We start from the raw sequence: 24796 nt of genomic DNA on the forward strand, positions 1-24796 counted from the left end.
TTGGGAGAATGCGAGCAGTTGTCACGCGGGTAGCGAGCGCGTCGGTGGAGGTTGACGGAACCATTGTCGGCGAGCTGTCGGAGCCCGGATTGTTGGCGCTCGTGGGTGTCACGCATGACGATGGTGAGGCCGAGGCTGCGAAGATTGCGCGCAAGATTTGGGACCTGAGGATTCTCGATGACGAGAAGAGCGCGTCAGATGTGGGCGCTCCGATTCTCGTCGTGAGCCAGTTCACCCTGTATGGCGATGCGCGTCGCGGGCGTCGCCCATCGTGGACGGCGGCGTCAGGAAGACCGCATGCCGAGCCCCTCGTCGAACGAGTCGTTGAGCTGTTGCGTGCGGCGGGCGCGCACGTTGAGACGGGTGAGTTCGGCGCGATGATGCGGGTGTCATCGGTCAATGACGGCCCGTTTACGATGCTGCTCGACACCGCAACCCTGTAGCCCCGGCCGCCGCGCTGGTAGCGTCGGCATATGGTGAGTCAACACACGCTCGACACCCTGCGTCACTTCGCCGAGGAGCGGGAGTGGCAGCAGTTTCACTCGCCCAGCAACCTCGCGAAAAGCATCAGCATCGAGGCGGCCGAGCTGCTTGAGCTTTATCAGTGGAGCGACGAGGCTGACAGGCAAGAGGTTGCCGATGAGCTCGCCGACGTTTTGCACTACTGCATCGCCCTGGCCCGCGTGATGGGGTTTGACCTCGATGAGATTCTGCTGTCGAAGCTGGAGAAGACGCGGCTGAAGTATCCGGTCGAGCACACCCGTGGGCGTATCGCGCCGATCGAGTAGGGCGCGGAACCTCGGCGCAGGATGCGGGGAAGGTGACCTTCCAGCGTCAGCTGTCGCTGGTTCCGCCGCTCAGCGTTTCACCGCACAGCGATGCGTAGGTCAGCATCTCAGAGATGGTGGCGCTGTACTCGTCGTGAAAACGAGTGAGGTCATCGTCGGTGGTGGCGTCAGTGTAGGTCGCTAAGAACGCGCCGGCGTCGATGTGGCCCTCGCCAATTTTCGTCAACGCGTCGTGTACGCGAGCGTTTTCGATGCCGGCGGCGATGTTGACGACGGTGTCGCCGAAGCCCGAAGTCAGGTCGCTGAGACTCGCGTAGTAGTCGGCGGCGCCGGGAGCGTCAGGAGCGACGGCGAAGGGTTCTTCTGCGTCGAAGGCGACGCCGGCGTCGTGCGAAGCCTCGGTGCTGGCGGCGTCGAACTGCGTGAGCGCCCGCTCAAACTTGACCCACGATGACGCGCACGCCGCGTCAAGCTTTTGCTGCGGCTCCGGCACGTTCGTTGGGGTGAGTTCATCAGGCACGGTAATCGTCGGCTGTGTGACCGGCGCACTGTGCGCATCACACCCCGTGAGCATCAGCGCAGCCGCGATAAGCATCGCGATTGCCATCGGTGGTGTCTTCATCTCTCCCCCTCGCTCGATCGTACCGAGGTGTGCCGAGCGCTGGCCGAGAAGGTGGTCTCGGGGAGGAAGAGGGCCGAGGTCATCTGGGGGAATGACCTCGGCCCGGTCGCGCGGCGGCAGAGGCAGCGCACGCGATAGCTTTCGCGCGGGTTAGGTGCGCTGTTTGCGCAATACCCGTCCTGCCGCGATCGCTAGTCCTGTCATCAGGAGCAGCACGCCGAGTGCGAGCCCCTGGGCTTCACCCGCGCCGGTGGACGCGAGCGGCGCAGACGTCGAGGTGGGTGACGGCGTTACCGAAGCAGACGGCGTCGGCATCTCCGAAGGTTCCGGCGTCGGCACCGGAGTCGGCTCGGGCACGTCAGCGATCGCCAGGGTGTGCGCGGCCGAGTCCGCGGCGGTCATCGACGCGTCGGCCGGCACGAATCGCGCCGATACCGACACCGAACCTGCGCTCGTCGCTGGCACCGTGAGCGTCGCCGCGCCATCGGTCAACGCAACGGCGTCGCCGACGATCTTTCCGTCGATCAGCAGCGCCACGGTTCCGTTCGCCGTCGAAGGCGAACCAATCGCGCGGGTAACCGACGGTGCGGTCGGGTCGCTTAGCGTGACAGAAACCTGCAGCGTGACCGCGTCGCCAACGTGCGCCTCGGCGGCTGACAGCTGCGACGTGACGGTGCTGGTCCACGCGACGACCGTGGCCGTCGTTGACGCATCTGCCGGTGCGTGACGGTCATCGCCGAGATAGTCGGCCACCAGCGTGTGGGACCCGACCTCAAGCGTATTGACGGTGAACGTTGCGACGCCGTCAACGATCGGCGCGGTGCCGAGTACCGTTCCATCGTCGACAAACTCAACGACGCCGGTCGGGTTTTCGCCGTCGATCGTTGCGGTCAACACGCGGTCAGAACCGTGCACGGCTGTCGGCGACGCGGTGACGTTCACCGTCGTCGCGATCGGAACCACGTCGTACGTTGCCGATGCGGTGGCCTCGGCAAACATCGTGGTCTGCGGCGAGGTGGCGATGACGCGGTAGGAGCCGACAGGCAGGGGCGGAACCATGACGGCTGCGGCACCTTCAGCACCCGTGGTGAGGGTGGTGGTGAAAAGGGGCAGGCCACCGTCAACGCCGTAGATGTTGACGGTCACGTCGCGGGCTTCGAGGGGGCTGCTTTCACTGTCGGTCACGATGAAGGCGAGCGGCATCGGTGTCATTGCGTCGACACTGGCGAATGCCTCAATCGCGATATTCTGCGCCGCCAGCGACACCGTCAGCGTGCTGGTCGCGGAATCCGTACCGCTGACCCACGGGAGCATGGGGATGTAGCGCGCCGCGACGTCGAACGTACCGGCGGTCGTAGTCGGCACGGCAAGCGTCGCAGCACCAGCCACCAATGCCACCGGGTCGCCAACGACCTGTCCGTCGATCAACAGCTCGACGGCTCCATTCGCCTGCGCACTGGCCGAACCAATCGCGCGCGAGATCGTCGGCGCGTTCGGATCGATCAGCGCGACGGTGACGTCCATCTCCACAGCGTCCGCGACGAGCGCCTCCGTTGCCGACAGATTTGTCGTGACGACGCTTGTCCACCCGCTCACGGTCGCCGTGATTGACGCGTGCGACACGGCATGGCGCACGTCGCCACGGTAGTTCGCGACGATCGTGTGGTCGCCGACATCGAGGGTGTCGATGGTGATCGATGCTGTGCCATCGACAATGGCGACCGTGCCGATGACGGTGCCATCGTCAACGAACTCCACGAGACCCGTCGGGTCGTCGCCGTCGACCGTGGCTGTGAACGTGCGGTCGGAACCGTGCACCGCGGTTGGTGACGCGGTGAGAGTGGTTGTCGATGCGATCGGAACGACGTCGTACGTCACCGATTCGGAAAGCGCATCGTAGAGACCGGTTGCCGCCGCGGTGATTGTGGCGCGGTAGCTGCCAACGGGGAGGGGCGGAACCATAGCACCGGCTGCACCTTCGGCACCGGTGGTGAGGTCAGTGGTGAACAGCGGAAGGCCGCCGTCAACACCGTAAACATTGAGCGTGAGATCGCGATAAGCAACGGGAGCGCCCTCGTCGGTGACCGTCGCGGCGATCGGCATGGGTGTCATCGCGTCGACGCTGGGGAACGCCTCGATGGCGAGGTTCTGCGGGGCAAGCGTCCATACAGTGGGGGTCGTATAGGTGAAGATCGTCACGATGGAGGGTTGCGACGACGTCATGCGGAAGTTGAGGACGTCCGGGCCGAGTACTGCTGGCGCAGGAATCTGAAAGTCGGCACGCAAGAAGCCGTCCTCCTGAGAAACAACTTCGGTGGCAACGTGGGTGGCGCCGCGGTAGACGGATACCGAGGAGCCGGCAAGCTCGTCGGGCGCGCCGGGGAAGATGACATCCAGGCTCGTTTCCGTTTCGGTCATGCGAGCCGTGGGAGGCGTGGTGACCACAGCGCTCGCATACCGCAGGCCAACGGCCGACACAATTGGCGTACTGGTCGACGAGAAGATGTTGGGATCCGTAGGTTCTGCCTTCGCGGCAAACACCTCAGGTAAGGGACTCAGCGCGCCGGTACGCGCGGTGAAGGTCGCAACACCGTTTGCGTCAGTGATGGCCGTGCCAAGCACGACCGACGCTGGGGGCACCAGTGACGTCTTCAGGAGGCTGACGGGGATACCAGCCATGGCGGGCGTCACCGTCGCGGTGTAGGTAATGTCGGTGAAGGCCGGGCGCATCCCGCTTGGGTCAAGCGGTGAGATCGTGAGGGTCGTCGTTGTCACGATCGGGGTCACGTCATATGACGACGTGTGCGTGGCAGGAGCGTGAGATGCGGTTGGGGGAACAATGATCCTGACCACGTACGCGCCAACCGGTTGTGGGGGAATCTCGATTGAACCCATCCCAGCGGAGTCGGATCGGAGATCGGTAGCAAACACGGGCGACGTCATGTCTGGATACCGAAAGACGGCGACACTGAAGGCCCGTTCTGCAATGGGCACATCCGATGCACCTGAAAGGACGAATGTGGCTGGCATAGCGGTTCTGACGTCGACCTTGCTGTGCCCCAGCACGACCGAGGCGTTCGTTGCAGCTCCCGCCGAGGCGAGAACGGTGACCGTGTGCTGAACAGTCGACGCGAGGTGGTCATCATTACCCTCGAACGTGACGGTCATCACATGCGTGCCTGGCCGGAGATGCCCGATATTAATAGTGGCTGTGTCTTTGCCGTCATAGACGGAATCGAACGCGTAGAGCGTGTTTAACGTGACCGATACCCGCCCGTTCGGCGCAGAAGCATCCGGCGATCCCGCAACCGCGGCTGTGATCACCACGTCCTCCATTGACCAAAACGTTGTTGGACTGGAAATGCTGACCGACGTGGAGCTCTTTGCAACGTCCGTGCTCGAGGGCGCGGGTTCTGCAGATGCCGTCACCGGAACCGTGAGGGCCGGAACCAGAAGCCCAACGGTGACGAGGGCGGCAGCAACAAGGCTGCCGATGCCGCGACGGTGGATACTTCTGCGTGGGTGGCGCACGGTCGGCACCTCTGATTGAGCGGACACGTTCGACTCCAAGTTCGGGTTTGTCTTGTTATTCGCGTGTCTCTCCCACACGCAAGAAAACAAATCTACTCAGCCCAAGGCCAAAAGTAAACGTTATCCACGTTTCAGTTTGAATATGTTTTGGTCTTTATCTATCGATCTCGCTGGCGAGTGCTCGGTTACGGAGTATTCCTTCGCGGGGTTACGACATTTCGACTGACGTGTCTGCCGCCTCAGGAATTTGGTATCCGATCAGCCATGAGACGCCGAAACGGTCGATGACGGTGCCGTCGTAGTCTCCCCACGCACGCTTCTGTAGCGGGTCGGTGATGGTTCCGCCGTCGGCAAGAGCATCGAACCACTGTGTGAGGGTGCCGGGGTCTTTGGTGCCGAGGAGGGAGAAATGAAGGCCGGTCATTGAGAGTGCAGCCTCGCCCTGGGCCGCGTCGGCGGCGGCGAGTTCAACATCTCCGATGAGCATGCCGTGGCCGATCGCCTCGGGCGGGCCGTCGGTACGTCCGAGGGTTTTGTAGTCGTAGAGGTGCAGGGTGCCGCCGAAGATCTCTTGGTACCGAGTGAGGGCTTCGGCCGCGGTGCCGTCGAACAGGATGTAGGGAATGAGTCCGCTCATAGGGTTAGCGTATGGGCGACGCGAGCACCGGAGTAAGGGGTTGAAGTGCGCGGCCGCGTGAGGTACCGGCGGTGATCGGGGCGGTCGCGCGTTTACTCTGCATGCTTGCGGCCAGCGCTTGGCGCCGTGTCAGCGGCGTTGCAGCAAGAACGTTGAGCCGTCGCGGAGGTTCTCCCACAGCATCGCGCTTTCATCCCATGCGATCGCCCGGTAACCGGTTGCCGGAGGGGGTAGCGCAATCGTGGTGCCGTCGAGCGTGACCGCCGCTTCTGCTTGTCGCTGGTCAGTGACGCCTGGCACGTCTTGGCAGTACAGCATTTCGGTTGCGGAGGGGAAGACAAAGCGCACGTCGGCGGTGTCGACGATTTCGAATCCGGCACCCGAATCGAAGTGCGTGTGCTGCCAGCTGCCAATGAGGGCCGTTGCGAGGTCTCCGGCGGCATCGGCCGGGAGCGTTGCCGGAACGCCGGAGTCCAGACGCGGAGCATCCCACCCGCAACTCTTCTCCTGCGTACGAACTTCTGGTGTGGCCGCTTCGGTCTCCTCGGCTTGTACTGTCGCGTCAGCATCTTCGGCGTCGCGCGAACCCTCAGCCGATCCTGCAGGTTCCGCCGCCTGCGCCTCTGCCGCACCCTCCGCGGCGCTGTTTGTTGGTTCCGTCGGCGCCTGCGTCGCTTGCCCAGCGCAGGCAGACAACCACAGCACCCCGATGAAAACTGCACCTACTGCTGACAATCGTTTTGAGGCCAACATCATCGTTCTCCCTCTCACACAAACCGCAGGTCAAAAGTCACATATGCCTCAGACCGTAGCATCAAGCACCAAAGTCCGCTCGGCGGGTGGGTTCGGTCGGCCCTGACCGGCGCTCGCAAGACGGGTCGACTCGGTCGGCCCCTGTCAACGCTCGCCAGGCGGGTGGGTTCGGTCGGCACCTGACCCGTAATCGCAAGGCGGGTCGGTTTGGTCAGCCCCGCCCACGCTCCGCGGCTGTGACAGCGCGGCGCACTTCCCCGAGATTCGACGCAGCGACAGGTTTGGCGGGTAGGTCCAGTCACCTGCTGCCCGCGCCCGCATGGAGAACATGACTGCGCGACGCACTTCTCCCCTACGTTCGACGCGGCGACAAGTTTGGCGGGCCGGGCGGCCGGGCGGGACGCCAGCGTTGCTGCGGGTCGATCCAGCGGGGTGGGCACACTTCGGGTATTCCGCCCCGCATGCGGATGTTCCAACCGTGGGTGTCGAGGTATCGGTGGTGATGCCAGCAGAGGAGTACCCCGTTGTCGGTATGGGTGGGCCCGCCGCGGGCGTGGTCGGTGACGTGGTGGATTTCGCACCAGGCGGCAGTGACGGAGCAGCCGGGAATGATGCATCCGCCGTCGCGGAGGGCGATCGCGCGGCGCTGGTGGCGATTGAAAACGCGTTCTTCGGTTTCGATGCGCGTAATGCGGCCGGTGGACGTGGTGGTCACCCGTTGGATGGCGCCGGAGCACGCGGTGTGACGTGCGGTGGCGAGCGAAACGGGAAAGTTGTCGACCTGCGCCCAGCCCCGCCCTGAGGTGAGCTCTTCTTCAGTAACGCGCACCACTAGGGTGGGCGCGGCGCCACCGATCGTGGGGAGTTTTTCAGACGCGGCGGCGACCCCGAGCACGGTCGCCAGCGCATCGTGGCGGCGTTGGGCCGCGGTGCGGCGGTCGGCGTGAGCGTCTGCAAGCGATGCGGAGTCAACAAACCGCACTCCCCCTGCGTCTGTCGTGGTTCCGCTTTCTGCACCGGTGGTTCCGTCGTGCCCCGTGGTTGCGTCTTCCGCCTGGCCTTTTGCGGGTTGGAGGCGGGGGTTGTTGATGGCGGCGTCGATGCGTGCGAATTGGGCGGCAACTTCGGGCAGGAGGAGGCCGTTGATAGGGATGAGGCCGTCGCGCGCGGCGCCGAGGGTGATGCCGCGCTGCTTGGCGGCGCGGGCGTCGGCGGGTTCGGCGCCGTCTTGGTCGAGCCAGGTGGCCCAGGTGTGTGCGTGCACTTTGAGCACGTCGGCCGCGACCGGCAGCCAGCCGTCGGCGGCGACGGTGGCGCGTGCGGTTTCGGCGTCGGGGAGGTGCGGAACCTGGGGTGCGGCGTCGGGGTCTGTTGAATCTTGCGTGGCTTCGTCTTGGACTGTTGAGTCTTGGGTGCCGTCGCCGGTGATGGCGACGAGTGCCATGGCGGTGTCGGCGGAGGCGAAGCCGGCCGCGTCAGCGCGGTCGCGGGCAGTGAGCATGGGGCCGGCGATGGCGAGGATGCCGTCGACTCCGGTGGCTCCGCACGCGAGTGCTTGGCGAAGTTTGGGGAGCGCGCCGGGGAGGGCTTCACCGGTGGTGACGCAGGTGCGGCCGCGGAGGGCTGCGGATGCGCGGAACCATTTGGCTGCGGTGGGTGCGCTGACGCCGGTGGCGCGCTGGAGGAACTCGTTGGTGCGTGCGCAGCCGTGGCGCACGCTGAAGCGTTCTTCGCGCGCTGTTGATTGAGACCGCGCTTCAACTTCTCCTGCCACTTCGATGAGGGCAGCTTCGACCGAGCGCAAGAGTTGGCCGGCCTCGACCGCGAGGCATCGCAACTCGTCATCGGTGAGCGCCCGAACACTCTCTGTCGACACGATTTCACCCACGCTCTCGCGCACGACGTGGGTGGCGTCGGCGAGAGCGTGGGTCGTGTTGCTCATGCCTCAATTCTCCCAGGGGCCTCCGACATTGAGAGGTCGATATTCCCCAGATTGGGAGGAGAAAACATTAGAAGAAGATGAGAGAAGGTGGGTGTGATTCTTGAGAAGTGGACCGGCCAGGATTCCGGACCTCGCGACATGACGAGTTGCGGGCCAGGGGTACCGTCACGCGGGAGCTGCGGACAGCCGCATGTACATCGAAGTCCCCTGGTACACACTCCGGAGTTCGTGGAGCGTGTACCAGGGGAACACCGGCAACTACAGCGTCGCGGCAAACGGGTCGCGGCCTTCGGGAACGAGTGGAATCTCGCCGACGGTGCTGGCGACCTCGACGAACTGTCCGAGCGAAACCGATTCCTCGATCGCCATTAGAGCGTCGAATACGTGGTAGCCAAGCTCGCCCGTGGCGATGTGCGGCTCGCCAGCGCGAATTGCGCGTGCCATATCGAGCACGCCGAGACCTCGCCCCGATTCAGTTCCGGTGGGTTCAACCACCTCCCACAATGGTGTATCCAGCTCTTCGTACTTCGACGGCGCTCGAGCGATGCGCACCTCACCGACGAAGCGATTCGGGTCGGGGATGATCAACGTGCCCTCAGTGCCGATCACTTCGAATACACCTGAGCGCGAAATATGTGAGTCGAAGCTAAAAACGCTCTGGCTCGTAGCTCCCTGCTCGAACTGAGCGATTGCCTGGACGTGGGTCGGTACCTCGACAGGGAACTCGTCGCCAGCGCGCTCGCCAACGACAATCTTGCGCATTTCGCGACCCTTGAGCCCAACGCCAGCAACGCGGGCGACCGGTCCGAACAGATTCACAAGGGTGCTCATGTAATACGGCCCCATATCAACGACTGGGCCGCCGCCAAAGCCGAACAGAAATTCAGGCGCCGGGTGGAATAGATCCGGGCCGATGTACTGCATGGTCGTCTGTGCGGAGAGCGGAACCCCGATATCGCCGCGTCGGACCGCACGCAGCGCGGTCTGAACAGCCGGGCCAAGGATTGTGTCGGGGGCGATGCCAAGCCGAACTCCGGTGGCAGTAGCTGCGGACAACAACCCCCGCGCCTCTTCGCGGTTCACGCCAATCGGTTTCTCGCTCCAGACATGCTTGCCCGCCTCAACGGCGGCAAGGCTGACGGGCACGTGGGCGACCGGGATCGTCAGGTTAATGACGAGTTCAACGTCAGGATGATTGAGCACATCATCCGGGGTACCAGCGACCGGAACAGCATACTTCTCTGCCTGCGCCGCGGCGCGCGAAACATCAAGGTCTCCGAGCGCGACGACCTTGACATCGGGGAATGTCGTGAGGTTGTCGAGGTACTTCGTGCTGATCATTCCGGTGCCGATGATGCCGACCCCCATGGGAGCCGCGCTCATCGAACACCTGCCTCACGGAGCCAAGCGGCACTCTTCTCGATCGCGTCGAAAATGTCACCGTTGTAGCGGTCAAATTCAATGACAACGAGTTCAGCCGCCGCTGCGCTCGCAAGAATTTCGGTCAACGGTAGCTCACCCTGGCCGGCGATGCGCTGGTCAAGATCGACCTTCGAGCGGTCTTCGGCACGGTACGGGTCTTCGCCAATGATGCCGTCTTTCGCGTGCAGAGCACGAACCTTGGAACCAAGACGCTGCAAGAGAGCAGGAACGTCTTGCCCGCCGGTGGCGGCCCAGAACACATCGACTTCGAGCCCGACGCGCTCGTCAACGAGGCCGGCGAAGATTTCGTAAGCGCTCGTGCCATCGATTTCGTTGTGGAACTCGTGGGAATGGTTGTGGTAACCGAGGCGAATGCCGCGCGAAGCAGCAATCTCGACGGCGTTGTTGAGGCGCTCGGCCGTCTTTTCGATCTCGTCACGAGATGCCCAACGGGTGACGGGAACGTATGCGTCGATCAGGTAGTCAAGACCCATTTCGGCCGCGTAGTCCAGCGTCTGCTCGACGGGGCGAACCTCGAACGAACGCGTCGGCGATGACACGTGATCCGAGAGGAAGTATTCGTGACCACTGCGAATGGTCAAACCGGCGGCCTGGGCGGCATCGCGCATGGCTGCGGCGTTCTCGTCAACGGAGAACACCTCGACGTTATTGAGGCCCGCGGCGGCCAGCTTGGCGAGCGTGCCCGGCAGATCAGCGGCAAGCGCTTCTCGCACGGTGTACAGCTGGACGGACAATTCAGGGCTAGTCATCAGTGCCTCTCTTCGGCGGAACACGCACAGGTACCAGGCATGCAAACAGCACGATACAACAGGTTGATACCCAATTTCGACCGTTGGTTGATTTTTAATCCCAACCAGAGGTAGTGTTTCGCCATGGCAGAGAAAACCCCTTCCACCAACGCCCGTGGCGCATATGCAAAGACGGAACAGTTGCGTCTCGAAGTTCTCGACACGGCCCTGAAGATGGTGGCCGAGTCAGGCTTTGACACGACCACCTTGCAGGGCGTGGCGGATGGCGTTGGGCGTTCCAAAGCTGGTGTTCTGCACCACTTCGGGTCGCTCGACAACCTGATGCTTGAGCTTGTCAAGCACCGCGATGGGGTTAACCGGCAAAGCTTCCCCACCCAAGAAGGAGCCGAGTTCGATGCCCTCCTTGAGCTCATCGCGCACAACGCGACGGTTCCGGGTTTGATCGGTCTGTTCTCCGTGGTTTCAGCGCTTGCCGCGACCGATGCCACGTCTACCGATCGCCGCGAGTACTTCACCCAGCTGTACGAGCGCAACCGCACCGCTTGGACGCAGCGCATTGAACGCGCTCAGCAAGACGGACTCATCCGCAACGATCTGGCCCCGGCCGTGATCGCGACTCTCATCCTCGCGACTCTCGACGGCCTCCAGACGCAATGGCTTCTCGACAGTGATGTCGACATGATCGTGCACCTCAAGGCCCTGATCACCATGCTCGCCCCGGCGCGCTGACATCGCAATCGAGCAACAAACGTCGGCATAACCGCACGACCCCCTAAAGAAATCGGAACCACCATGAAAAACACTCGCGCCGCATTCGGCCCTACGACGCGGGCGGCAGGCATCGGAGCCGCTCTACTCATCTCCGCCCTCGCTCTCGGAGGCTGCACGGCTGCAGCACCGACCGACGACGTCACCTCGAACGAAGACCGTGAACTCACGGTCTGGTTCATGCAGACGGGCGCGTTCCTTGACGTGACCGTTCCTGAGGTCAACGCTCGCTTTGAAGAGGCGACGGGCGCCAAGGTCAAGGTTGAAGTTCAGCAGTGGGACAATATTGTCACCAAGCTGACGACGGCGCTTTCATCGGACAACCCGCCGGACGTCGTGCAGATCGGAAACACGAACATCCAGCTGTTCGCCGCCAACGGCGCCGTTCGCGACCTCACCGACGTTCTTGACGAACTCAAGCACGGTGTCGAGTGGAACGAGAGCCTTGAAGCTCCGTCGATCGTTGATGGCAAGGTTTACGCTGCGCCGCTGCGTGTTTCGACCTACGCGATCGCCTACAACAAGCAGATGTGGGCAGACGCAGGCGTCACCGAAGAGCCTGAGACCTGGGACGAGTTCACCGCGGCTCTCGACGCCGTCAAGGCAAAGAACCCGGCATCGGACTTCTCCGCGCTCTACCTTGCGGGTGCTGACTGGCAGTCATCAATGCCGTTCGTCTACGACGCTGGCGGAAGCTTCTCGAAGCTCAAGGATGGCAAATGGGTCGCTGACATTGACAGCGCTGAGTCGATCAAGGGCCTGGAGCAGTACAAGGAGTTCCAGAACACCTACTCGGCCGCGTCGTCGCAGACCGCGAGCTCGACCTCGCCTGAGGGTTCGAGCGTGATGGCAGAGCTCAAGGCATCGGCGACCATCGCTGGTAACCCCAGCGTGATCGTTGCCATCGAGGCCGGTAACCCCGACCTCGTGGGCCAGATCGGTAGCTTCCCGATGCCGAGCATCAACCACCCGGGCGAGCTCGCTCCGGTGATGGCTGCTGGTTCCGTCGTGTCGATTGCTGCGAAGTCGAAGAACGCTGACCTCGCAACCGAGTACATCAAGATTCTCACCAGCCCCGAGATTCAGCAGGAGTTTGTCGCGCTGAACAACGGCGCGGTGCCGGTTTCGCCGACCTACATCGATGCGATTGTTGACGAGGTTCCGGAGATCCAACAGGCGTTCTACACCGCTGGCAAGAAGGGCATCACGCTGCCCGCATCGGCTGGTTGGGCAACGCTCGAGGCCGACAAGACGCTGAACGACCTGTTCGTGCAGATCGCCACGGGCGCACGTTCGGTCGAAGAGGCAACCGCGAAGTTCGCAGATCACCTCGACGACGTTCTGAACGCCGGATAACGCCGTTTCACTATGAGTCTCCGCAACACTGCGGCTCCACAGGGGCGCCGATCTCGTCGTATGACGGGGTCGGCGTCTCTGACGCCGCTCTTCCTCTTCGCCCCGGCAGCCATCGTTTTGCTGGCCGCCGTCGGCTACCCGCTGGTTCGCCTGGTTATTAGCTCGTTCCAAGACTTCGGCATGAAGTCGCTGTTCCTCGGCGAGACGCCGTGGGTCGGCTTCGACAACTACGTCAACATCTTCACGAGTGACGACTTCTGGCCCGTCATTCTTCGCACGGTCGCGTTTACGGCCGCCTGCCTCATCATCACGGTCGGCCTCGGCATGCTGATGTCAGAGCTGATGATGCGTCTGAACAAGCCCATGCGTATCGCCCTCAACGTCGTGCTGATTCTCGCGTGGGCCATCCCGACGGTGACCGCCACGCTTATATGGCAGTGGCTGTTCCAGCCGCCCTACGGTGTTGTGAACTGGCTCATCACCAAGCTCGGCATCTTCGGAGACTTCACCGACCACAACTGGCTGACCACGCCGACTGACGCGTGGATCATGGTGACGTTGCTTGTTGTCTGGCAGGGTGCGCCGTTCATTGCGTTCACCCTCTACGCGGGCCAATCGCAGATTCCGCGTGAGTACTACGAAGCCGCCATGCTCGATGGTGCGAGCGGGCTCAAGATCTACATGACGGTGACTTTCCCCTTCCTCAAGGCGATCATCTACCTGGTGTCGATCCTCACGATTATTTGGCGATTCAACATCTTCAACCAGATCTGGATCCTCACGGGCGGTGGCCCCGAGGGCGGAACCACGACGCTGGGCATCTGGTCGTTCCGTGAGGCATTCGCGGGCAATAACTACGGTCAGGGCGCGGCAATTGCTGTCGTCACCGCGGGCATTTTGATGTTCGTCACCGCTTTCTACGTCCGCCGTCTCGTCCGTTCGGGAGAACAGCTGTGAGTACTCCTCTTAAAGTCAAGCGTCGCCGGCGGAGCCTACGCAGTCGCGGCCCGGGCGCACACATTCTGGCGTTCGCCCTCGTTATCTTGTGGGGCTTCCCCACGTACTGGATGCTCAACTCGGCATTCAAGACGCCCGACAAGCTAACCTCGGTTGAGCCGGCCTTCTTCCCCACACCCGTCAGCATCGACGCGTTCGTTCGTGCGTTCACGAAGCCCGGCTTCTTGACGTCACTCGGTAACAGTCTGCTGATCGCCGCGATCGTCGTGATCGCTTCGATCGGTGTCGGTTTCCTGGCGACGGCAGCGCTCACGAGGTTCCGCTTCTTCGGTCGCAAGGCGATTTTGGTGACGATCCTCGCGATTCAGATGATTCCCTCGATCGCTCTGCTTATTCCGCTGTTCCTCACGTTCCGTGACGCCAACATGTTGAACACGTACTGGGCGCTGGTGCTGGCCTATCTCGCGAGCGCACTGCCGTTCTCGATTTGGGTGCTACGTGGGTTCTTCCAGTCGATCCCGGAAGAGATTGACGAGGCTGCCCGTCTCGACGGCGCCGGCGACATGCGTGTGCTGTGGAGCATCTACTTCCCGCTCGTTCTGCCCGGTCTCATCTCGACGGCCGTGTTCACCTTTATTGAGGCGTGGAACGACTACATCATGGCGTACATCCTGCTGCAGGAGCAGGCAAAGTACACCCTGCCGGTGTGGCTCGTGTCGTTCAACCAAGACACGGGCATCGACTACGGCGGGCTGATCGCGGCTTCGGTGCTGTTCTCGATTCCGGTTGTGGTGTTCTTCCTTGTTGTGCAGCGCAACCTGGTCGCCGGCATGTCTGGCGGCGCGGTCAAGGGATGAGTGCTGTGACGACGAATGGAACCATGACTGCGCTTCGCGTTGGCATCATTGGCGCGGGGTTCATGGGTGAAGTGCACGCGCGCGCCGCTCGCGCCGCGGGCGCTGACCTCGTGGGCATCGCGTCGCGCACGCTCGCGTCAGCGCAAGAGACTGCTGCGGCGTTTAGCGTGCCCGCGGTTGCGGGGCTTGACGAGCTGTTGGCGTTGAAGCCCGATGTCGTGCACGTCTGCACACCGAATGACACGCACCCTGCCATCACCGCGCAGGTGTTGGCGGCGGGTGTCGCGGTGGTGTGCGAGAAACCGCTTGCCGCGACGTCTGCTGACGCTCGCGCTCTGGTCAACGCCGCCGCTGAGGCTGGCGTAGTGAATGCAGTGCCGTTTGTGTACCGCTTTCACCCGATGGTGCGGGAGGCGCGCGCGCTGGTTCAGCAGGGTGCGATTGGCGCCGTGTTGAGCGTTCAGGCTTCGTATTTGCAAGACTGGATGTTGCTGCAGACCGACGCCAACTGGCGCATGTCTGACGGCGAGTCCCGAGCATTCGCCGACATCGGCTCGCACCTGTGCGATCTGGTTGAGTTCGTGGCGGGCGACCGCATCGTGCGCCTGTCGGCGCGCTCGCGCACGGTGTATGCCGAGCGTGGTGGCCAGCCGGTACACAACGAAGACATTGCCGCAGTGCTGGTGGAGTTTGCGAGCGGAACCATTGGCACGCTTCTCGTGTCGCAAATGGCCGCGGGGCGCAAGAATGCGCTCGAGTTTGAGCTGCACGGCTCTGAGCAGTCGGTGCGATTTGAACAGGAGAAGCCCGAACAGTTGGCGATCGGAACCCGCGCTGGCACTCTGATGCGCAGCCGTGATGCTTCTCAGCTGACACCCGATGCTGCCCGCTTGTCTGTGGTTCCGTCTGGCCACCCCATGGGGTATCAGGATGCCTTTAACGGCTTCGTGCGCGACACATACAACGCGATGCGCGGGGTTGACAGCGACGGTTTGCCGACGTTTGTTGATGGCCTGCGTGCCGCCATTGTGACCGAAGCGGTGATCGCATCAGCCCGTCAGGCTGGCGCGTGGGTCGCTGTCGAATTGTGAAATCGGAGGAGATGACTGTGGCTGAACGCCCCGTAACCCTGTTTACCGGCCAGTGGGCCGACCTGCCGTTCGAAGAGGTCGCGCGCCTTGCGGCTTCGTGGGGCTATGACGGCCTCGAAGTTGCCGCGTCGGGTGACCACCTTGACCTGCAGCGCGCAGATGAAGATGACGCCTACGTTGCGTCACGCAAGGAGATCTTGGACCGCCACGGTCTGAAGATCTTCGCAATCTCGAACCACCTCGCCGGGCAGGCCGTGTGCGATGCGCCAATTGACTTCCGTCACGAGGCGATTCTGCGCGATTACGTGTGGGGCGACGGCGATGCCGAGGGTGTTCGCCAGCGCGCGGCGGAAGACATGAAGCGTGCGGCCCGCGTGGCGCGCAAGCTTGAGGTTGATACGGTTGTCGGCTTCACGGGCTCTTCGATCTGGCCGTATGTTGCGATGTTCCCGCCGGTCCCGGCTTCTGTCATCGAGGGCGGTTTCGAAGACTTCGCGGCGCGCTGGAACCCCATTCTCGACGTCTTCGACGGCGAGGGTGTGCGCTTTGCTCACGAGGTTCACCCCGGTGAGATTGCGTACGACTACTGGAGCTCGGTGCGTGCGCTGGAGGCGATTGATCACCGCAAGGCGTTCGGTTTCAATTGGGATCCGTCGCACATGATGTGGCAGAACATTGACCCGGTCGGGTTTATCTGGGACTTCAAAGACCGGATTTACCACGTGGATTGCAAAGACACCCGCATGCGCCCGAACAACGGCCGCGCCGGCGTGCTCGGCTCGCACTTGCCGTGGGGCGACCCGCGTCGCGGCTGGGACTTCGTCTCGACCGGCCACGGCGATGTGCCGTGGGAAGACTCCTTCCGCGCGCTCGACGCCATCGGCTATGACGGCCCCATCTCGATCGAGTGGGAAGACGCCGGCATGGACCGCCTGCACGGCGCCGCCGAGGCGGTTGGATTCGTTCGGTCGCTGCTGTGGCCGAAGCCTGAAGCCTCATTCGATGCCGCATTCAGCAACCAGTAGCTAGTGTTGCGCGTCATCGTTTGACCGGACGCCGCCCCTGTTTCCCTCATCTGTGCTGAGGGCTATGGGGGCGGCGTTTTTTGTTTGCTCTTGTTTGCTGTCGTTTGCTGTTGGCGCGAGCGGGCGGGAGGACGGAACCAATAGACTGCGGCGCATGGATTGGCGCGACGATCGCATTGGTTCCGCTTTGCGCGGCGAGAACCCTACTGTTTTGGCCGAGCTGACGAGCGGGTTCGCGGTGATGGGCGACGTGCAGTTCTTGCCCGGTTATTGAGTGCTGCCGAGCCGTAACCCTCAGGCCCAGGCACTGGCCGAGCTCCCTCGTGAGGAACGGGTGCAGTTTCTCGCCGACGTTGATCTTCTCGCGACCGCGGTAGAGCGGCGTGCCGCGCTGCGGATCCCGCGTTTCGTCGAATCAACATCGACATTCTCGGGAACACTGACGCGTTCGTTCACGCCCACGTGTGGCCGCGGTACGAGTGGGAGCCGCCCGAGCTCGTGCGCAAGCCGGTTTGGCTTTACGACGCGGCGAACTGGTGGGATGCGGCTACGGCGCTCGGCGCGCAGCACGATGAGTTGCGTGCGGGGATTCGGCGGGAGCTGAGACCTCCAAGCTGAAGACCTCTGGGCGAGCCCGGCCAAGCTGAAGACCTCTGGGCGAGCCCGGCCAAGCGACTGCAGCTCTGGCTGGTGTTCACATACTTTGAGATGACTCTCCGAGGATCTGTGCGCCGAAAACTTCCTTTAAAGCCGCGATCAGTTCGCGCGCACGATCCTCATCGATCTGAATCGTTTGGCTCACCTTCGGCTTACTTGCCCGATGATCGGATCCGTACGTGGAAATCTGAAGTAGATCGCCGTCATCCGTACGCACGCGCGCCCACGACGCATCGACCTGGGTCGGATGAACGCCTCCGTCCGTGACCGCTTGATAAAGTCGGCGAACTAATGCCATGCTTCCTCCTCGGCGCCTGCGTGAGCATCACATTAGAGCACTCTTAACAAATCCGCGCACTTGATCAATCGACACTCCGGTCGACCACCGCAGATCTTCGCCCTCAGCATGGCTCAGAACCTTCGTCCAAAGCGAACACAACTCATCAGAGGACTAGGCTCAGATGAGAAGAAACTCACGCGAGGGGGCGTTTTGAAACTCCAGGATCAGGTGCTCGTTGCCCAAGGTTCAGACAGCAACTTGTCTACGTCTCTACCAAATCGATGCCTCGAGATACACCCGCCCCGTAATATCACGCAGAGGAAGCCGCTGATGGCCGACTCGCTTCGATCTCCGATCGTTCAACTGCCGCGCACACGACGAGTCAAGTGCACGCCTGTCCGGAGAGGCAAAAACCTCACCCATGGAAGCTAACATTGACAGGATCGGCTCGTTCAATACGGACCCAACAAGCTCGGTTTTGCCAGCTATCGCTGTGGGGGCCGTAACGTCAAAGTGGTCCTGGGCCTCTGCGCACGCGAAAATTCCGCAGGTTCAAAACCTTCAGCTCAGCGTGGCTTCCGCCCTTTCGGACGCTGAGATTACCGTCACGCTGAGGGACTCGGACGTAATTTTTGGGCGACAGATCGCATACCGCGGACCTGTCGAGCCCGGTACAGGGATCAGGGTTGGTCAGGTACACGTTCCGCTGTCGGCCTCGCTAATGGCGAGAATAGTCGACCAGCGAGACGCGATCGCGGACATCACAGTGGTTTCGGATGACCGGGTGATCGCACGAGACACACGAGCCGTCACCATTCAACCGAGCAACCTATGGAACTGGGATGGCGATCCCATGCCTGCACGCGAGGGCGCTGGCACCAAACTGTCTCGCGCCTTGCTTGCATCCTTCGTAAGACCGAATCACACGATCGTGGTGAAAGTGGCACGTGAGGCCGCAACAAAACGGGGTGAACTGTTCGGCGACGAATCCTTCTACTCATTCCAGATTTCGGATGCTCGTGAAGCCGCGGAGGATGTCGAGCGATCCGTGACTGCTGTCTATGAGGCAATCCGCGATAGGAGAATCGCATACTCAGAGCCACCTCCCAATTGGGACTTGCAACACACCGGTCAGCGGGTCCGTGACCACGGCGACGTGGCGGAGGGTGGCCTCGGCACGTGTCTGGACACAACCGTCTTGCTTGCCGCGGTGCTAGAACACATCGGTCTCCAACCGGTGATGGTTCTTCTGACCGACCACATCTTTGTCGGATATTGGCGTGCTGACACCGAGAAAGAACCGAGCTGGTACACCGGGGAGGCCGTATCAAGCGACCATCAACGAATTTCCCAACTCGTGACGTCTGGTCTCCTTGGAGTTATCGAAACCACCGCGCTGACGTCCGGTGTCGATAGAAATGCTGCGGCGGCGCGCACCGAGGCCAGGAAGGTGCGCCTAGCATGGGCAGTCGCCGAAGGCCGAGCGCATCTCATTGATATCGCTGCCGCCAGACGCCAAGGCGTTTCTCCGTTGCCCTCAGTCCATGACCGCGAAGACGGCGTGACAGAGGTTGTTGAGTTCCGCATGACGACCGCCTCGACTGGTTCTGCGGCTATCGATTCCCCTCATGTAACACTGCCAACTGTCTCTCAAACCGCCGAGCGAGTCGTCGACCTCCACCCCGCGCGATACCGCGCGTGGAAGGCGTCTCTATTTACTCTCAACGCCACGAATGCGCTACTCAACCTCCCCAACAATGCACGTACGCAACCGATCGTCCTGGCTCCGCAGGATCTAGGACGATTTGAGGACCTACTCAATCAGGATCGGACTTTCACGCTCCGCCATGCGTCGTTGATACCCGAGTTATGGCGAGCACGGGGCTTCCAAGACGCCGGAGAGCTGCTCTCCGCGAGTGAGAGCGAAGACCATGACCGAGTCGGAAATGCGCTGAGGGAGCGCACGCTGTACAGCCTGCGCATCCGCACCACGCGTGACGGACGCTACAAGGTGACAGCCCCCGTCGCAACGCGTGAGCTTCGTTCGATCGCGCACGCGGCGAAGACTGCACGCGACGAACGAGGAATGAATCCGCTGTACGTGTGTTTCGGATTCCTCAGATGGTCTCCGTCACCAGGGCGGTTCGCGGACGCACCGCTGATCCTCGTCCCTGTCACGATGAGCTCGATTCGGAAGAGTTCCGACTTCGCCCTTGCACTTGATCCAACCCGCCAAACCACCACGAATGCCGCACTCGTCGAGTGGCTGCGACGCGAACACAACCTAAACATTCCAGGACTGATCGAGCCGACTTCAGACGGCGCCGGCATCGACATCAACTCAGTCATCGACGAAGTTGGCGCAGCGCTCTTAACCCACAAAGGTGATTTACGAGCCGAGGTGGTAGCAGAGGCTCGCCTCGCCACCCTTGATCTGTCTTCTTTCCGAATGTGGCAGGACCTCAACCTGCATGCGGACCAGTTCATTCGCCACCCACTTATTCGACACCTCATCGAAACACCCGCCGATGAGTTCATCGACGGTGCGATAGCCGCGTCAACGGAACCTACCGCCGAGCAAATCGAGGACCTCGAAACACCTGTTTCCGCCGACTCCACTCAAAAGCGGGCCGTCCTCTGGGCTCAGCAGGGTCGATCCTTCGTCTTGCAGGGCCCCCTGGTACCGGAAAATCGCAGACCATCACCAACATGGTGGCGGGGTGCATTCTGAAGGGAATGCGCGTACTGTTCGTGGCGGAGAAGGGAACCGCACTTGCGGTCGTCCAGCGCCGCCTCGATGAAATCGGGTTGAACCCGTTTACGCTGAATCTCCATCACGAAGGATCTAATTCCGTGGAGGTGCGCGCCGCGCTCCGACGATCGCTGTCGGCGTCAGTGCGGCCGGACGCCGTGGCCATGGCGAATGCACGTCGACGCCTTCGCAATGCCCGTTTCGAGCTCACGGAGTATCCACGTGCGCTACATGCCCGGAACGCAGCAGGGCACTCTGCTTATAGCGCACAAGATGAGTTGCTCGTTCTGTCGGGTGGCCCCTCCATTTCAGTTCCTCTTGAAACGATCGTCAACCACGGCGGCGAGTTGTCCGAAATTCGGGCAATGTTCAGCGACCTACAGCGGTACATTTCAGGTGCAGCCGCACGCGCAGGCCACCCTTGGCGTTTCGTGGGGAGAACCTCCACCGACGAGTTAGATTTCGCCACACTTCGTACGCTTATTGATGAAATCGAAAAGGGCATCAAGAACTGCGCGAATGTTCCTCCGCCCGTACGTGGCGTTATCGAGGCCGCGCAGTCCCCGCAGGATCTCTCGTTCCTGGCACACGCAGCCGGGCTTTCCCTGCCACGAGGCAGTGCCCTGCGTGCGATATTCGATCCACGATGGCGAACCGCTTCTGAAAAGGCAATGCAACAGGCCGTTCGCGCAATCAACGACTGGCGTCCACTACTGCATGGCTTTACAGCCGGTGTGCTCGATCTCGACCTGCAATCAATCTCCAGTCAATTCGAGCAAGCAACGGCCTCGGGATTCATTGGCAAGAAAGGCCGACAGGCCCAAGCTATAGCGCCACTTACCGCATTCACACCGGATGGAAAACCCGTCCCTATTGCAGCGGCCGTTGAAGTTCTCAAAAATCTCCTCGCTGTACGTCAGGCAGCAATTCAAATTGGCTCACTCGTGGACTCCATCCCAGGAGTGACTGGGTATGTGCCTCGAAATCTATTCAGCGAAGGCGCTTTTGAGTATCCATCACAACGGCTCCAGTATTTACTAACCGCTGTGCGGGGTCTCAGCGGGGACGACGCATGGTCCGCACAAGTCAGGGAACTCTTGGAACAAGAGGATCTTGCCGCGCATCGACTACTTCTCGAACAAATGTCGCGAGCGTGGTCCGGTTGGTTCAAAGAACTGGAAGTCTCCGATGATGACCTCCGCACTTGGCTGAATGGCGACCCCCTTCTGAATGCCGCGCAACGTTCCCTGCCCGATTGGCATCGCGATGCCGATATCTCTCGGTTCTTGGACTTGCAACAATGGATCGCCCTCACCAGGCAGGTCGAACCAATGCGTATCGCCGGGCTCGCGGACGCACGCACTGCCATCCTCAATGGGACCTACCCTGCCGCAGAGGTCGAAATCTCGTTGGCGCGAGGCATTGCCGAGGCTTCTCTCGAAGAACGAATTCAGACTGCCAAGCTCGACCGTTTCAGCGGGAGCTCCCATGATGCTCACATAGATACCTACGTTGCGGCCCAACAGGACATGCGACAACAGTGGGCGGTCGAATCACCTGCCGCGCTCTTGTCAAAGCGGGGCGGCCAGGGGCGTGGCATGTCGACCGGGGGGCTGGCACGCGAACTTGAAAAAACCACGCGCCGGCTTGGTACGCGAGCTATCCTCAGCAAATTTGGTGGCGCTGTACAGGAGCTCACTCCGCTAGTTCTCGCAAGCCCTTCCTCAGTTGTGGACCTCATCGATCCGGAGACCATGGATTTTGACGTCGTCATATTTGATGAGGCCTCTCAGATCACGGTCCCAGAGGCAATTGGTTCGCTCGGCAGAGGGCGTGCGGCCATCATCGTTGGTGACAGCAAGCAGATGCCGCCGAGCCGCCGCGTCGGCACGGGTGCTGCAGATGACGAAATCGATGACGCCTTGGTCGATGAGATTCTCGAAGACCAGGAGTCCATCCTGTCCGAGTGCGAATTGGCGCGTGTTCCAACACTGAGCCTGAGCTGGCACTATCGTAGCCAGGATGAGCAGCTGATCAATTTCAGCAACCAAAAGTACTACCGCGGCGAGTTGAGTAGTTTCCCCACACCGACTCTGCTGTCGGCCGAGACCGGCCTGGAGTTACGTCGGGTCGCTTTCCCGGAAACAGAATTGCTCACGGAGGCCAAGGGATACCTCACTAAGCCGATCGGTTTCATCGATGGCCAATACCTCCGCTCGGGCAGTACACCTGTCGAGTTACCCGGGGGCATTCGCGCCGGTGCTAACACGAACCCGGCGGAGGCTTACGCAGTTGTGGATGCGGTTCGGTCCTTGGTCGGCGAATCGGTGTCGAAGTTGCCGTCAATCGGCATCGTCACGTTCAACGAGCCACAACGTGAACTCATCGAAGAATTGCTCTTGAGCGCAGATCATCGTGGCATCGCAGACGCGATGAACGAAAGCAAAATGGGTGCCAGCGACGTTCTGTTTGTGAAAGCTCTCGAGCAGGTGCAAGGAGACGAGCGCGACACGATCATTTTCTCCGTGGCATTCTCCAAACAAGCGAATGGCAAGATTCCAACCAACTTTGGCCCACTCTCCAACAACGGTGGCGAGCGGCGCCTCAATGTTGCCGTCACGCGTGCCCGTCGCAAGAACATCATCTTCTGCAGCTTTGATCCTGTCGACCTCGATGTTTCCGGTTCCGCGTTCGATGGGCCGAAACACTTCAAGGATTTCCTAACCCAAGCAACGCATGGATCGCGGACTCCCGCCGATACCGACAGCCGAGTCGCAATTCGAGACCGCCATCGTGACAGTATCGCGGCGGCACTAGAGCAACGCGGACTGGTCGTTCGAACCGACGTCGGCATGTCCAACTTCAGACTCGACCTTGTTCTCTCAAGGCAGGCGGCACCCGACGTGCCGATTCTTCCTGTGCTCCTCGACGGTGAAGGCTGGATGAGTCGTGCCACAGTCTCTGATCGAGATGTTCTGCCTGTTGAGGTCCTCGTTGGAATCATGGGCTGGCCGCGGATCGCTCGAATCTGGTGGCCGATGTGGCAACAGAACCAAGAACTTGTGATCACCAAGATCCTCGAAGAGATGGATGCCGCGGAGGCCTCCGCTCAGTTACCTCCGCCGACGGACACAGCAGCTGATTCGCCTTCGCCAGTTGGCCCCGATTCGATACAGGTGCCGATCAGGCTCAAAGTCGGCAAAGAGTTCGTCGCGGAAGAACGTGCCACGAGCACGGAAGAGCCTCCCACGCCACGCGAGGCTAGTCCAGTAAGGTCACCAAACGTCGCGTTAGTCGCTTCCCCCGTTGCTATGAAAGGTGCTGAAGCAGCTCTGGCGTTTACGAGCGCCGACATGACGCCTGTTGGTCCGCGCGCGACACTTGATTCTCTCGATACGCCTGCAAACGCAGCGGCGGTTAGGTCGCAGCTCGTGGACGTGATCGAAGTTGAAGGGCCCGTCGAGCTAAACCGGCTCATTCGCATTGTCGCACGTCGATTCGACTTGGGCGCCGTAAGGGCAGCGCGCGTAGCGGAAATACGGAAACTGATTCCACGTGGCCACTTGAAGCGCGACAAGTTAGGCGAGTTCGCATGGCCAAAGGGCATTGATCCGAAACTCTGGAACGACTTTCGGGCGGCCAACGGGGAAGCCATCAGATCGATGGAGGAAATCTCTCCCCAGGAGATCGCGAACGCGATGAGAGCGACATTGGTCGATTCTCCTTTTGCGGACCAAGAGGCAACGATGCGCGCCACCGCTGCGCTCTTCGGCATCGTGCGGCTCGGAGCAAACGTACGCGCCCGACTCGAGGCCGTCTATTCCAACCTCAACTCCAGCTATGCAATCTACAGAGAGTAGGAAAACTAGCCGCCGACAGTGGTGGTGACGCGATCTTCACCACCGTTGTCGGCAGCCAAGGCTGTGACAGCTTTACGATTCGATTCAAAAATCGCGTCGACCAACACGTCCATACGCGAGTCATCGAGGGATGCGACGTCTGTCACGCGTAGCTCGTACTGCAGATCCATGAAACTCCGCCGAGCAATCTCACGACGGGTGCTGTTGTTCAGCGAAAGAAGCGACAAGTTTCGAGCGACGCTCTGCGACAATCTGTGATCCGCCGACAACGACCTATCTACGAGGCCAACAAGCTCGTCTTCGTAAACACTGACTTCCGGGTCGTCGAGCATCGGCCCGAGAATCCAGGACCGAAGGTAGACGCGGTAAAAGACGTTTCGCCTACCCGCCAGAAATCGTGCGCGCGATAGCTTGCCATTAGCCGGAGGAAATCGTCGCACTGCGAGATCCGGCAAAACAACCAACGTTAGGTAGGGCCAGGTCTCAGGATGAGACGCGATCGCGCGCCCCTCATCCGCGAACCAGTCATTCAAAACCCGTCCAACAACAATGTCGAATTTCCTGTCCGCGTTGCGCGACTTCCCAGCGTCAATTACTGCCGCTTGAAGCCTCTCCCGAAGTTCAGAAAGCCGGGGTACCGACACCGGTATCCCATCCATCTGTGGGTAGATCGCCTTCGGATGATGCTTTCCATCTACGAAGGGCACTACCTTGGCTCCTGCGGACAG

20 protein-coding genes are annotated in these 24796 nt (G+C 61.5%); 11 read left to right on the plus strand and 9 right to left on the minus strand.

The features are described 5' to 3' along the window. The first annotated feature begins 8 nt into the window (after positions 1-8). Both dtd and KTJ77_RS11800 read left to right on the plus strand, forming a co-directional pair. Positions 9-443 carry a D-aminoacyl-tRNA deacylase gene (gene dtd / locus KTJ77_RS11795; protein WP_217338732.1) on the plus strand — a complete coding sequence of 145 codons (435 nt, stop codon included), beginning with the start codon at positions 9-11 and terminating at the stop codon, positions 441-443. A 30-nt stretch (positions 444-473) separates the two neighbouring features. Beyond that, positions 474-788, plus strand: coding sequence for a nucleotide pyrophosphohydrolase (locus tag KTJ77_RS11800; protein ID WP_217338733.1), 315 nt, complete (start codon positions 474-476; stop codon positions 786-788). 46 nt (positions 789-834) lie between these two features. Here KTJ77_RS11800 and KTJ77_RS11805 read toward each other — a convergent pair whose 3' ends face one another. Both KTJ77_RS11805 and KTJ77_RS11810 read right to left on the minus strand, forming a co-directional pair. Then, a complete protein-coding gene (locus tag KTJ77_RS11805; protein ID WP_217338734.1) occupies positions 835-1410 on the minus strand; it encodes a hypothetical protein in 576 nt (191 codons plus the stop codon). A gap of 150 nt (positions 1411-1560) precedes the next feature. Beyond that, complete coding sequence (locus tag KTJ77_RS11810) at positions 1561-4578, minus strand: Ig-like domain-containing protein (RefSeq protein ID WP_217338735.1); 3018 nt, start codon at positions 4576-4578, stop codon at positions 1561-1563. A gap of 91 nt (positions 4579-4669) precedes the next feature. On the opposite strand from KTJ77_RS11810, the gene KTJ77_RS11815 reads away from it, so the two are divergent. Continuing rightward, positions 4670-4960, plus strand: coding sequence for a hypothetical protein (locus KTJ77_RS11815; protein WP_217338736.1), 291 nt, complete (start codon positions 4670-4672; stop codon positions 4958-4960). Between the two features lie 189 nt (positions 4961-5149). Here the strand turns inward: KTJ77_RS11815 and KTJ77_RS11820 are convergent, their stop codons facing one another. From KTJ77_RS11820 to KTJ77_RS11840, 5 genes are all read right to left on the minus strand, one after another. After that, a complete protein-coding gene (locus KTJ77_RS11820; protein WP_217338737.1) occupies positions 5150-5578 on the minus strand; it encodes a VOC family protein in 429 nt (142 codons plus the stop codon). Between the two features lie 129 nt (positions 5579-5707). Beyond that, the gene (locus tag KTJ77_RS11825; protein WP_217338738.1) at positions 5708-6334 is read right to left on the minus strand and encodes a hypothetical protein; all 627 of its coding nucleotides are present in this window, start codon (positions 6332-6334) and stop codon (positions 5708-5710) included. Positions 6335-6683: 349 nt separating this feature from the next. Then, entirely contained in the window at positions 6684-8273 is a 1590-nt protein-coding gene (locus KTJ77_RS11830) for an HNH endonuclease signature motif containing protein (RefSeq protein WP_217338739.1), read from the minus strand. Positions 8274-8531: 258 nt separating this feature from the next. Next, positions 8532-9656 (minus strand): Gfo/Idh/MocA family protein, encoded by a 1125-nt coding sequence (locus tag KTJ77_RS11835; RefSeq protein WP_217338740.1) that lies wholly within the window; start codon positions 9654-9656, stop codon positions 8532-8534. Next, positions 9653-10465, minus strand: coding sequence for a sugar phosphate isomerase/epimerase (locus KTJ77_RS11840; RefSeq protein ID WP_217338741.1), 813 nt, complete (start codon positions 10463-10465; stop codon positions 9653-9655). Before KTJ77_RS11840 ends, KTJ77_RS11835 begins: the two co-directional genes overlap by 4 nt. Before the next feature lie 123 nt (positions 10466-10588). Here KTJ77_RS11840 and KTJ77_RS11845 point away from each other — a divergent pair, with 123 nt between their 5' ends. The 6 genes from KTJ77_RS11845 (at position 10589) to KTJ77_RS11870 (ending at position 16519) form a co-directional block, all read left to right on the plus strand. Then, positions 10589-11194, plus strand: a complete 606-nt coding sequence (locus KTJ77_RS11845; protein ID WP_217338742.1) for a TetR/AcrR family transcriptional regulator — start codon at positions 10589-10591, stop codon at positions 11192-11194. A 63-nt stretch (positions 11195-11257) separates the two neighbouring features. Beyond that, positions 11258-12589: an extracellular solute-binding protein gene (locus tag KTJ77_RS11850; protein WP_217338743.1), complete on the plus strand. Its 1332-nt coding sequence runs from the start codon at positions 11258-11260 to the stop codon at positions 12587-12589. Positions 12590-12601: 12 nt separating this feature from the next. After that, the gene (locus KTJ77_RS11855; protein WP_217338744.1) at positions 12602-13546 is read left to right on the plus strand and encodes a carbohydrate ABC transporter permease; all 945 of its coding nucleotides are present in this window, start codon (positions 12602-12604) and stop codon (positions 13544-13546) included. Beyond that, on the plus strand, positions 13543-14403 hold the full coding sequence (locus KTJ77_RS11860) for a carbohydrate ABC transporter permease (RefSeq protein WP_217338745.1): 861 nt from the start codon (positions 13543-13545) through the stop codon (positions 14401-14403). The genes KTJ77_RS11855 and KTJ77_RS11860 overlap by 4 nt, the downstream gene beginning before the upstream one ends. Further along, positions 14400-15494 (plus strand): Gfo/Idh/MocA family protein, encoded by a 1095-nt coding sequence (locus KTJ77_RS11865; protein WP_217338746.1) that lies wholly within the window; start codon positions 14400-14402, stop codon positions 15492-15494. The genes KTJ77_RS11860 and KTJ77_RS11865 overlap by 4 nt, the downstream gene beginning before the upstream one ends. An 11-nt stretch (positions 15495-15505) precedes the next feature. After that, the gene (locus tag KTJ77_RS11870) at positions 15506-16519 is read left to right on the plus strand and encodes a sugar phosphate isomerase/epimerase (protein WP_217338747.1); all 1014 of its coding nucleotides are present in this window, start codon (positions 15506-15508) and stop codon (positions 16517-16519) included. A 694-nt stretch (positions 16520-17213) separates the two neighbouring features. Here the strand turns inward: KTJ77_RS11870 and KTJ77_RS11880 are convergent. Then, a complete protein-coding gene (locus KTJ77_RS11880; protein WP_217338748.1) occupies positions 17214-17474 on the minus strand; it encodes a hypothetical protein in 261 nt (86 codons plus the stop codon). Positions 17475-17877: 403 nt separating this feature from the next. Between KTJ77_RS11880 and KTJ77_RS11885 the strand changes: the two genes are divergently transcribed. Continuing rightward, on the plus strand, positions 17878-20187 hold the full coding sequence (locus tag KTJ77_RS11885) for a DUF4011 domain-containing protein (protein ID WP_217338749.1): 2310 nt from the start codon (positions 17878-17880) through the stop codon (positions 20185-20187). Positions 20188-20192: 5 nt separating this feature from the next. After that, positions 20193-24068 (plus strand): AAA domain-containing protein, encoded by a 3876-nt coding sequence (locus KTJ77_RS11890; protein ID WP_217338750.1) that lies wholly within the window; start codon positions 20193-20195, stop codon positions 24066-24068. A gap of 5 nt (positions 24069-24073) precedes the next feature. Here KTJ77_RS11890 and KTJ77_RS11895 read toward each other — a convergent pair whose 3' ends face one another. Continuing rightward, positions 24074-24775, minus strand: coding sequence for a hypothetical protein (locus KTJ77_RS11895; protein ID WP_217338751.1), 702 nt, complete (start codon positions 24773-24775; stop codon positions 24074-24076). Between the last annotated feature and the right edge of the window lie 21 nt (positions 24776-24796).

It is taken from the genome of Microbacterium sp. NC79 (assembly GCF_019061125.1).
In the GTDB taxonomy this organism is placed as follows: Bacteria; Actinomycetota; Actinomycetes; order Actinomycetales; family Microbacteriaceae; genus Microbacterium.